Annotated in this window: 12 protein-coding genes; 2 read left to right on the plus strand and 10 right to left on the minus strand. The window is 60.8% G+C overall.

The annotated features are described in order from the left end of the window. Positions 1 to 213: 213 nt before the first annotated feature. The 4 genes from DOU54_RS17610 to DOU54_RS17625 form a co-directional block, all read right to left on the minus strand. Positions 214 to 807 carry a histidine phosphatase family protein gene (locus DOU54_RS17610; protein WP_006699881.1) on the minus strand — a complete coding sequence of 198 codons (594 nt, stop codon included), beginning with the start codon at positions 805 to 807 and terminating at the stop codon, positions 214 to 216. Positions 808 to 842: 35 nt separating this feature from the next. Continuing rightward, complete coding sequence (gene fabI / locus DOU54_RS17615) at positions 843 to 1,661, minus strand: enoyl-ACP reductase FabI (protein ID WP_004440350.1); 819 nt, start codon at positions 1,659 to 1,661, stop codon at positions 843 to 845. A gap of 131 nt (positions 1,662 to 1,792) precedes the next feature. Beyond that, complete coding sequence (locus DOU54_RS17620; protein ID WP_113381636.1) at positions 1,793 to 2,908, minus strand: DnaJ C-terminal domain-containing protein; 1,116 nt, start codon at positions 2,906 to 2,908, stop codon at positions 1,793 to 1,795. Between the two features lie 212 nt (positions 2,909 to 3,120). Then, on the minus strand, positions 3,121 to 3,570 hold the full coding sequence (locus tag DOU54_RS17625) for an RT0821/Lpp0805 family surface protein (RefSeq protein ID WP_004440354.1): 450 nt from the start codon (positions 3,568 to 3,570) through the stop codon (positions 3,121 to 3,123). Positions 3,571 to 3,626: 56 nt separating this feature from the next. Between DOU54_RS17625 and pdxH the strand changes: the two genes are divergently transcribed. Further along, on the plus strand, positions 3,627 to 4,247 hold the full coding sequence (gene pdxH / locus DOU54_RS17630) for a pyridoxamine 5'-phosphate oxidase (RefSeq protein ID WP_006699879.1): 621 nt from the start codon (positions 3,627 to 3,629) through the stop codon (positions 4,245 to 4,247). Between the two features lie 29 nt (positions 4,248 to 4,276). Here pdxH and DOU54_RS17635 read toward each other — a convergent pair whose 3' ends face one another. Further along, a complete protein-coding gene (locus DOU54_RS17635) occupies positions 4,277 to 5,056 on the minus strand; it encodes a sulfite exporter TauE/SafE family protein (protein WP_162749645.1) in 780 nt (259 codons plus the stop codon). Between the two features lie 154 nt (positions 5,057 to 5,210). Between DOU54_RS17635 and DOU54_RS17640 the strand changes: the two genes are divergently transcribed. Then, the gene (locus DOU54_RS17640; RefSeq protein ID WP_060722994.1) at positions 5,211 to 5,516 is read left to right on the plus strand and encodes a pyrophosphohydrolase domain-containing protein; all 306 of its coding nucleotides are present in this window, start codon (positions 5,211 to 5,213) and stop codon (positions 5,514 to 5,516) included. Positions 5,517 to 5,572: 56 nt separating this feature from the next. On the opposite strand, the gene DOU54_RS17645 is transcribed toward DOU54_RS17640, so the two are convergent. From DOU54_RS17645 to DOU54_RS17665, 5 genes are all read right to left on the minus strand, one after another. After that, entirely contained in the window at positions 5,573 to 5,950 is a 378-nt protein-coding gene (locus tag DOU54_RS17645) for a hypothetical protein (protein ID WP_113381635.1), read from the minus strand. 125 nt (positions 5,951 to 6,075) lie between these two features. Further along, a complete protein-coding gene (locus tag DOU54_RS17650) occupies positions 6,076 to 6,741 on the minus strand; it encodes an HAD family hydrolase (protein WP_113381634.1) in 666 nt (221 codons plus the stop codon). Positions 6,742 to 6,744: 3 nt separating this feature from the next. After that, complete coding sequence (locus tag DOU54_RS17655) at positions 6,745 to 7,182, minus strand: bleomycin resistance protein (protein ID WP_037090785.1); 438 nt, start codon at positions 7,180 to 7,182, stop codon at positions 6,745 to 6,747. A 357-nt stretch (positions 7,183 to 7,539) separates the two neighbouring features. Continuing rightward, positions 7,540 to 8,955 carry a metalloprotease TldD gene (tldD, locus tag DOU54_RS17660; protein WP_107341187.1) on the minus strand — a complete coding sequence of 472 codons (1,416 nt, stop codon included), beginning with the start codon at positions 8,953 to 8,955 and terminating at the stop codon, positions 7,540 to 7,542. A gap of 80 nt (positions 8,956 to 9,035) precedes the next feature. Continuing rightward, a partial coding sequence (locus DOU54_RS17665) for an invasion associated locus B family protein (RefSeq protein ID WP_146617383.1) occupies positions 9,036 to 9,501 on the minus strand: 466 nt, incomplete at its 5' end.

The raw sequence follows: 9,501 nt of genomic DNA on the forward strand, positions 1-9,501 counted from the left end.
CGCCTACCAAGTCAAAACCTCCTTTGTGAAACGAGCGGGTGCCACCTGTTTCTTCTCCCCGACGGGGAGAAGTCCGCGGCAGCGGAATGAGGGGGCAAGCTCTCCGAAATCCGGCAACGTTGCCCCCTCATCCGACTCTTAGGGCCACCTCTCCCCGGGTGAGAGAAGAAACAAGCTGCGATGTCCTGCCAATCATAGGAAAGCTGCCAGCCCCTAGGAAATCCACTCGACGCTGTTCCTGTCGATCTCGACCTTCAAAATCTGGTCCTGCGGGATTTGCGTCCGCGACGCCTCATCCTTGTCCATGCCTGAAACAAGTCTGAAAATCGAGCGGATGACGCCGCCATGGCAGACGCAGACGGTCGGCCGCTCCACGGAGGAGAGCCATGCGCCGATGCGCCAGGAGAGGATTTCATAGCTTTCGGCATCCTGGCCGGGGGGAATGAAATCCCACTTGTTGGCCTTGCGCGCCTTCACCCGGTCCGGAAATTCCTTCTTGAGCTCGGGCAACGTCTGCCCTTCCCAGTCACCGAAGGAAACTTCGATGAGGCGGTCGTCGGTGCGATAGGCCTTGGGATCGAGCCCCATCGCGCCGCGCATCAGTTCCATTGTCTCGCGCGTACGCCCGAGCGGGCTTGCTACATAATCGAAATCCGCGGCCTGATCCCCCAGGAGGCGGGCGAGAAGCAGACCATTGCCGACCGCCTGCTGGCGGCCGAAATCATTGAGCGGAATGTCTTTCTGGCCCTGAAGCCGGCGTATCGCATTCCAGTCCGTTTGTCCGTGCCGGATCACATAGACGAGCAAGGCGATACCCCAGTTTCAAGCATTCCCGGTTGTCGTCAGTCCTTAACCACCGAAATGTCAGGCGCATCCACCGCCTTCATGCCGATGGTGTGGTAACCGGAATCGACATGGTGGATTTCGCCGGTCACGCCGGTCGAAAGGTCGGAGAGCAGGTAAAGCGCCGACTTGCCGACTTCCTCGATCGAAACGGTGCGCTTCAGCGGCGCATTATATTCGTTCCACTTGAGAATGTAACGGAAGTCGCCGATGCCGGAAGCAGCGAGCGTCTTGATAGGGCCGGCGGAAACGGCATTGACGCGGATGCCGCGATTGCCGAGGTCGACGGCGAGGTAACGCACGCTTGCCTCAAGCGCGGCCTTGGCCACGCCCATGACGTTGTAGTTCGGCATCACCTTTTCGGCGCCGTAATAGGTGAGCGTCACGATCGAACCACCGTCATTCATGACGGGCTCCGCCCGCTTGGCAACGGCGGCCAGCGAGAAGACGGAAATGTCCATGGTGCGGTTGAAATTGTCGCGGCTGGTGTCGAGGTAACGGCCGGTCAGCTCATCCTTGTCGGAAAAGGCGATGGCGTGCACGACGAAGTCGATCTTGCCCCAATGCTTTTCCAGGCTGGCAAAAACCGCATCGATCGTCTCGAGATCGGTCACATCGCAGTGACCGGCCATGAAGGCGCCGAGTTCCTGGGCCAGCGGCTCGACACGCTTCTTCAGCGCATCGCCCTGCCAGGTGAGAGCCACTTCCGCGCCCGCGTCGGCGCAGGCCTTGGCGATGCCCCAAGCGATGGAACGATTATTGGCGACACCCATGATGAGGCCGCGTTTGCCAGCCATGAGGCCGGATGCCTGAGCCATTTTATGCTCCCTAGTACTTTTGATCGGTCCTGCCTATGGCATAGGCTGCAATCCTGTTCAAGATTGCCAAGGATCATCAACTGTTAGGGAACGTAACAAAGGGTGCGTTGTCCCGGCTATTCGCAAAACTTTCACAAATAAAGGCCTTCGCGCATGTGGCGCATCAGGTCGGTCACCTTTTCATCGGGCTTCTCGTGCAGAACGATGCGCAATTCGATGACGAGATCGCCGGAGCCGCCATTGCCGTCGGCAAGACCCTTGCCGGCAATCCTGAGCGCGCGGTCCGAGCCTGACCAGGCTGGAATGGTGATGTTTTCCTCGCCAAGCGGCGTCTTGACCTTTGCTTCGCAGCCCAGAACCGCATCGCTGAGCGAGATCGGCAACGTCGTGTGGATATCGAAGCCACGAAGGGAAAACGCATCCTCGCGCGCGGTCAGCAATGTCACGGCGAGATCGCCGCGGGCCATGTTCGGAAGCTTCAGCCCCAGTCCCTTCAGCCGCACCACATGTCCGTCGGTCATGCCGGCTTCCAGCTGGAAGCGAACCTCTCGTTCATCGGCAAGCGATACGGTAATCCACTTTTGCTCCAGCAGATCGGCGACCGTGACGATGGCCTCCGCCGTGATATCGGGCGCCTTTTCGGGAGCTGGTTGCGGCGTGCGGAACCTGCGTACGAGAGCGCTGAAGAGATTGGCGGCAAGCGAGACGGGCGCCGCCCTGTCATCGCCAGCGCCGGACTGGGCGGCCTCGCCGGCGGCAGGTGTATCGCCTCTTGCGGCGCTTGCGGCAGCCTTTGCCGCTTCCGCCGCCTGCTGTACCTTGGGATCGTTCTGTGCCTCCGCGCCGAAAATCCGCTCGACGATGTCTTCGGCACTTTCCGTCCTGGCGTCGGTTTTCTGGCCGGTCTGCGTCCGGTTGCGGGCGTCCGCCCGGGCCAGTTCTTCCATCAGCTTTTCGGCCGCCCTGGCGCGTTCAGCCGCCTCGCGCGCGGCCTCCCGCTGCTGCATGATGGTCTGATCGCGCTGCTTTTTTTCTGCAGCCTTGCGGGCCTGATCGTAGAGATCGCGCTTTTTCGGGTCTTTCAGAAGGTCGTAGGCCTGTCCGATCTCGGCGAATCGCGCCGAGGCATCGGGATCGTCGCGATTGGCGTCCGGATGAACGGTTTTCGCCTTCGTGCGCCAGGCGGCCTTGATTTCCTCGTGGCGGGCGTCACGTTTTACGCCGAGGATCGAATATGGATCGCGCATGCGAAACACCAGTTACGTTGGCTCAGGCGCCTGCCGCCCGTCATGGCGCAATCCTGAAGCTAACCCCTCCGAAAAGGGGTGCCCGCGATCATTCGCCTGCACGCCCTCGGTTTAATCAACGTCGACTGTTGCAATAAGTTGCTAATCACTCCTTTACGGAGCAGGTTCGACGCACCGGGGCCGCGCCTATTCCCCATGGAAGGGTAAACAGATTATTTCTGCTCGAAGCGGGTCATCAACCATTCGCCGGTTTCCGACAGGCAGGCCTGTCCGGAATAAGCTGCCACCCCTTCGAAGGAGTGGCGCGTCGTCTTGAAATCGCGGCAGACGAAACCGCTTGATTTGTCTTCGTGAATGGCGGTCACGACGCCGGCGCTGCCGGTGGCGGCGTTCGCCCAGGGCAGTGGCTGGTCGGCAAGTTTGGCGAGATCGGCCGATGTCACCGCATTGCGAATGGTCACATCGTCGGTCTGGGCGCTGCCATTCTGCTGGTTCGGCACGGAGGCAGTGGAAAGCGAGCGGTCAACCTTGTCGCCGCCGAACAGATCGAGGCTGACGCATCCGCTCAGCACCGCAAGCATCGACACGACGGCGGAAACTTCCGCTACCGACGAAAGGAGGCTCTTTGTTCGACTGTTCGACTTTGCTATGACGGTCACCATCTTTCACCAGAGATCATCTCTGGGGTCCAAATCAGCTCGGGAGCATTTTAGTCAATATGTCGGAAACGGGGTTAACATCCAGTGACTTCACGGAAGAAAATGAACCTTTCACGCTTTTTGCCGAATGGCTGAAGGATGCGACGGCTTCCGAGATCAACGATCCGAACGCGGTGGCACTCGCCACCGTGGACGAAAATGGCCTGCCGAATGTGCGCATGGTGCTGCTGAAAGGCGTCGATGACCGAGGCTTCGTGTTCTACACGAATTTCGAAAGCCAGAAGGGCCGGGAGATCCTCGGCCAGAAAAAAGCGGCCATGTGTTTTCACTGGAAGAGCCTGCGACGTCAGGTGCGCCTGCGCGGCGAGGTGGAGATCGTGAGCGACGAGGAGGCGGATGCCTATTACGCCTCCCGCCCGCGTGGCAGCCGCATCGGCGCCTGGGCATCCAAGCAGTCACGGCCGCTGGAAGGCCGTTTCGCGCTGGAAAAGGCGGTGGCTGAATATACCGCCAAATATGCGATCGGCGATATTCCGCGCCCGTCCCATTGGTCCGGTTTCCGCATTCGCCCCGTCAGCATCGAATTCTGGCATGACCGCAAGTTCCGCCTGCATGACCGCATAGAATTCCGCCGCGACACGCCAGACGGTGCCTGGTCCAAGGTCCGCATGTACCCCTAAGGGCGTCATGCCGCGCCATTGGCGCCTGCCTATTTCAGCAGCGAATCGAACAGCGGCAGGCCGATGACGGCGGAGATGGCGATCAGCCCATAGCAGATGCGCCGGAACGCCGCCTCGTCGGCAAGCCCGTGCAGTCGCGCGCCGCTATAAAGCCCGGCCCCGTAAAAGGGCAGGGCGAGCAGGAAAAAGACGAAGACATCGGCGGTGAACAGGCCGCTGACGAAATAGCTGCCGGTGGAGATCACGGTCGAGATCGCGAAATATAAGATGACATTGGCGCGCACGAAGGCGCCTTTTAGCGCGCCGCCGAGCCAATAGGCGACGACCGGTGGACCGCCCAGTTGCGCAGCCCCCGAAAACAGCCCGGCCAGAAACCCGGCGAAGAGGGTCAGCGGCGTCTTCGGCCGGCCGCTGTAACGCCAGCCAGAAAGCAGAAACAACAGCAGCACCACGACCACGGCGGAGATGATCCAGCGCAGCGTCAGCGGATCGCCGTTGGAAAGCAGCATGGTTCCAAGAGGCACGCCGACAAAGGCGCCGGCCGCCATGATGAAGACTTCGCGCCGGTCCGCCATGCGCCATGCGGGCGGTATCATGCCGAGCGTCAGCACGGCGTCCACCACCAGCAGCACTGCCGAGGCGACACGCGGCCCGACGATGGCGCTTGCGAGCGGGATGAAGATGAGCGCCGCACCGAAACCGGAAAAGCCGCGGGCGAGACCGGCGAGAAAGGCGGCGACCGCAAACATGGCGAGCAGCGTCGGACTATGCGCGGTGATGAGGGACGAGAAAAAATCGAGGTGGGACATGGGCGATGGCACGGTTGTTCGAATATCTTTTCTCTATCCCGCTTGCATGTACCCGTCGCGGAAATTTCAGTTCATGGCTGCGTGACGCCCTGACGAGTCGACGCCGTCAGAGAATCATGATTAGAGTTGTAGCGCATGAACAAAGGATGAACAAATGTTTGCTGACATGATGCCTCGGTTTGAAGAGGCCTCGCAAAAATATGCCGCTGAAAACGGAATATTCCGCGACCCGGACTGGTACATGCTGAAGCTTCAGGAAGAGGTTGGCGAGGTCACACAGGCCTGGAATCGGCTGACAGGACGGGGGCGCATTAAGGGCAGGAGCAAAGAGGAGATGAAGCGGGATCTGGCCGACGAAACCGCCGATCTGCTCGGCCATGTGCTGTTGCTGGCCCATTATAACGGTCTCGATATTGAAGGAGCGATCGAGCGTAAGTGGCGTTTCAGGCCGGGGGCGTGACGATGCGCCGAACGGCGGCTTGATCCTTGCGGTATCGCGCGTCTGGTGGGGTGCGACTAGGAGAACGCGATGATAAAGAACAGGATCGCAAGAGCGGCAGCCACAGGCGTCATCACCAGCCGCTCCGGGCGGCTTTTCGACATTGCGTTCAATCCAGCGCTAGACGCGAGATAACAGACGATAATCCAGATGCCGGGTTCGATCCAGCCGGACGGCCAGATGTCGGCATAGCCCGTCTTTTGCAGCGGAAAGGACGCGAAAAAGGCATAAATGAGCGGCGAAGCCGCGCTGGCAATTCTTTGTCGGACAGGCAATACCCGGTGCGTGCCGCCCCAGGCAAGGCGTCCGAAAGGCGCGCCGGCTGCAAGCGCAATCTGGAATACGGACAGAAGCAGCAGTATCAGTGTCGCGAGCGACACGGCAAAAGGCGGCATGATCACCCCAGTTATGGATAAGCCGACAAAGGCGCTCCACCAATAGCGGCGTTCTAGCCGGCATGTGCTTTATCATGACGCCAAATGGCTAAGGACATGTGACGGCTGCCCGCTCGTCTTCTCGCTCAGGCCCGCGCCTTTTGCAGAAGGCCGGCCACCGCGTGAAGGTCGCTGGCGACGGCCACGCATTTCTCCCGCATTTCCTCGGTCGGCGGTGCAACGTCAGGCACCATGATCGTCATCATGCCCGCCGATGTCGCCGAGCGTACACCCGAGTAGGAATCCTCCAGGGCAAGACAGCGCCCGGGATCGAGGGACAGTCGTCGCGCGGCTGTCAGATAGGGCATGGGCGCCGGTTTCGGCTCCGTATAGTCGCCGCGCGCGACAATTGTGTCGAAGCGTCTGAGAAGATCGTGAGGCCCGAGGTGGCGCGTCACCGAATCGTGCCGCGACGAGGTGGCGATGGCGCGGCGGATATCGAGGCTGTCGAGAAGGTCGAGGATCTCGGTGACGCCCGGCTTCAACGCCACGCCATCGGCCATCATCACGCCAAGATGCCGGAGCCAGGCGTCTCGAAAACTGTCGATGGGAAAATCCGCGCCATAATCAGCAAAAATGGTGCCGGTAATGACGTCCCACGGGCTGCCGCAGACCTTCTGATAGGTCTCCACCCTCATGCCGTGGCCGCCTTCTTCCGAAGCCGCCAGAAATGAATCACGATAGAGCCGCTCGCTCTCGATCAGCAATCCGTCCATGTCGAAAACCACGGCCCGCGGGAGAAAAGGCAGCATGGCTCAACCGAACCGGAAAGGGCGTTCGCCAAGGCTCTCGAACGGACGGATCAGGTAACCATCGGGATCGGCGACGATGAATTGCCGGTTGCCCACTTCGACCGTGCCGCGCCTGTACCATTTTTCTTCCAGCGGCATGACGAGGTCGATGGAGGATCGCTCCAGCCGGGAAAGAATGGGTTGCAGCGAGGGGACGGCAAGCTGCAGGTTCATGCCGCGACCAAACGGAAATTCGAGCACGGCATTATCAGTCACGAATGTCCGCGTCGCGCCAATCTGGTCGATCATCAGCTGGGCTTCCCCCAGCGCCAGATAGGTAAAGCCCTCTTCGGGGCGCTCATAGACCACATGAAAACCGATCAGGTCGCAATAAAATGCGCGGCTTTTCTGCCAGTCGCTGACGGCAAGTTCAGGAACGAGGGCATTTCGTATGATGGTCATGGTCTCCTTTGCGCATCGGCCGGATCGGGATGTGGCCTAGGGTAGGGGCTGATCTTAACGTCTTCCCGGCGGCATGCCAGAGGAAACCGCATCATGGCAGCCATGTGTGTGGTCAGGGGCTGACGAGGCGCCGACAGGCTCAGTGTGGCTGCAACTCTTTCTTCCGTCATTCCGGCCTTGAGCCGGAATCCAGCCAGCCCAAGTCCTTGGGCTGAAAAGAGTCTTCCCGCCGCGCCGACGCGCATCGGCTGGATTCCGGCTCAAGGCCGGAATGACGGGTGCAGGGATGCACCGTTACATCACTTTGTCCGCGCTACAGATACGCATTAACAGTCGTTACAGGCAGGGTCGGGAGATTTACGCCTTCGTGCCGCCCACGGTGATCTGGTCCATGCGCAGATGCGGCTGGCCGACGCCAACAGGCACCCATTGCCCGGCCTTGCCGCAATTGCCGATGCCGGTATCGAGTTTCGAATCATTGCCGATCATCGAGACGCGCTTCATCGCATCCGGCCCGTTGCCGATCAGCATGGCGCCCTTCACCGGCGCGCCGATCTTGCCGTTTTCGATGAGATAGGCCTCGGTGCAGCCGAACACGAATTTACCCGAGGTGATATCGACCTGGCCGCCGCCGAAGGAGACGGCATAGATGCCCTTCTTGACGGAGGCGATGATCTCTTCCGGCGTCTTGTCGCCCGACAGCATGTAGGTATTGGTCATGCGCGGCATCGGAACATAGGCATAACCCTGACGGCGACCGTTGCCGGTGGGCGTCGCACCCATCAGCCGGGCGTTCTGGCGGTCCTGCATGTAGCCCACCAGCTTGCCGTTCTCGATCAGCACGTTGTAACCGGAAGGGGTGCCTTCATCGTCCACGGTCAGCGAGCCGCGGCGGCTGTCGATAGTGCCGTCGTCCACCACGGTCACGCCGGGCGCGGCGACCATTTCGCCCATCAGGCCGGCGAATGCGGACGTCTTCTTGCGGTTGAAATCGCCTTCCAGACCGTGACCCACGGCCTCATGCAGCATCACACCCGGCCAGCCGGAGCCCAGCACCACATCCATCGTGCCGGCCGGTGCATCGATGGCGGTGAGGTTGACGAGCGCCTGACGCAGTGCCTCATCGGCGCCGCGCTGCCAGTTTTCTTCTGTGATGAAATCGCCGAAACCGACCCGGCCGCCAATGCCATAGGAGCCGCTTTCCTGCCGATCGCCTTCACCCGCCACGACGGAGATGTTGATGCGGGTCATCGGCCTGACGTCACTGACGCGGTGGCCATCGGCGCGCAGAATGTCAACCACCTGCCAGCTTGCGGAAATCGTCGCCGTCACCTGCCGGACATTGGGGTTCTTGTCACGCAGATAGGCATCGATATCGGTGAGAAGCTTCACCTTCTCTTCGAAGCTCGGGCTGCCGATGGGGTTCTCGTCGCCATAGAGCTTCTTGTTGGTGCGCTGCGGTGCGGCGGCATAGGAGCCGGAATAACCTCTCGTCACTGCGCTGACCGCATCCGATGCACGTTTCAGCGCGCTTTGCGAAAGCTCGCCCGCATGGGCGTAACCCACCGTCTCGCCGGCGACCGCCCGCAGGCCGAAACCCTGGTCTGTATTGAAGGAACCGCCCTTGAGCCGGCCATTATCGAAAGTCAGCGACTCGGCCTGCGCATGTTCGATGAAAAGCTCGCCATCATCAGCGCCGGCGAGCGCCTCGCCGACGAGCTTGCGCAATTGCGTTTCGTCGCAATCGAAGAGTTTTACAAGATCGTCGGTCATAGGAGGCTCCAGTCATTATCGTTCATGACCGATTTAGGCACTGGAGCGGGCGGACGCAAGGCTGTCCGGTACGGCAGGCTTCAAGGAAGCGCGTCGTAACCTTCGGCAAACCCCGTCAGTTCGATCGGAATGCCGACGCGGTCCTGATCGACGGATTCACGCAGTGCAAAAACGGCGTTCTTGCCGGCGCGCAGAACCTTCAGCAACTCGTCGTCAATATCAACTTCCACATAGCAGCCTTCGGAGAAGCAGCGGGTGAAATAGGCGCGGCCGATATTGTTATTGTCGATATAGAGTTCCATGCCGTCCTTCAGAAGCACGCCCAGCGGTGCGAGGATGCGGAGGATGCGCGACTTGCGGTCGGCCGTCTTCAGCACCACCACTGAAAGACCGACTTCCGGGCGGTCGTCGGCAATCACGTTCTGCATCAGGGCGCATTGTTCTTCCGAAGCGCCCGCCGGCTTGTCGCAGATGACAGACCATGCGCCATGCGTCGACTTCGGCGTTCCGGGCTGCGGCTGTTGCGCCAGCGCCGCGGCGGCGGGG

This window comes from Agrobacterium sp. MS2 (assembly GCF_003261015.1).
Lineage (GTDB): Bacteria > Pseudomonadota > Alphaproteobacteria > Rhizobiales > Rhizobiaceae > Agrobacterium > Agrobacterium pusense.

Excerpts from the sequence above, each read along its gene's own strand:
- DOU54_RS17640 (WP_060722994.1), top strand. The coding sequence starts at position 5,211 with ATGTTTGCTGACATGATGCCTCGGTTTGAAGAGGCCTCGCAAAAATAT.
- fabI (WP_004440350.1), bottom strand. The coding sequence starts at position 1,661 with ATGGCTCAGGCATCCGGCCTCATGGCTGGCAAACGCGGCCTCATCATG.
- DOU54_RS17655 (WP_037090785.1), bottom strand. The coding sequence starts at position 7,182 with ATGACCATCATACGAAATGCCCTCGTTCCTGAACTTGCCGTCAGCGAC.
- DOU54_RS17625 (WP_004440354.1), bottom strand. The coding sequence starts at position 3,570 with ATGGTGACCGTCATAGCAAAGTCGAACAGTCGAACAAAGAGCCTCCTT.
- pdxH (WP_006699879.1), top strand. The coding sequence starts at position 3,627 with ATGTCGGAAACGGGGTTAACATCCAGTGACTTCACGGAAGAAAATGAA.
- DOU54_RS17645 (WP_113381635.1), bottom strand. The coding sequence starts at position 5,950 with ATGCCGCCTTTTGCCGTGTCGCTCGCGACACTGATACTGCTGCTTCTG.
- DOU54_RS17620 (WP_113381636.1), bottom strand. The coding sequence starts at position 2,908 with ATGCGCGATCCATATTCGATCCTCGGCGTAAAACGTGACGCCCGCCAC.
- DOU54_RS17650 (WP_113381634.1), bottom strand. The coding sequence starts at position 6,741 with ATGCTGCCTTTTCTCCCGCGGGCCGTGGTTTTCGACATGGACGGATTG.
- DOU54_RS17635 (WP_162749645.1), bottom strand. The coding sequence starts at position 5,056 with ATGTCCCACCTCGATTTTTTCTCGTCCCTCATCACCGCGCATAGTCCG.
- tldD (WP_107341187.1), bottom strand. The coding sequence starts at position 8,955 with ATGACCGACGATCTTGTAAAACTCTTCGATTGCGACGAAACGCAATTG.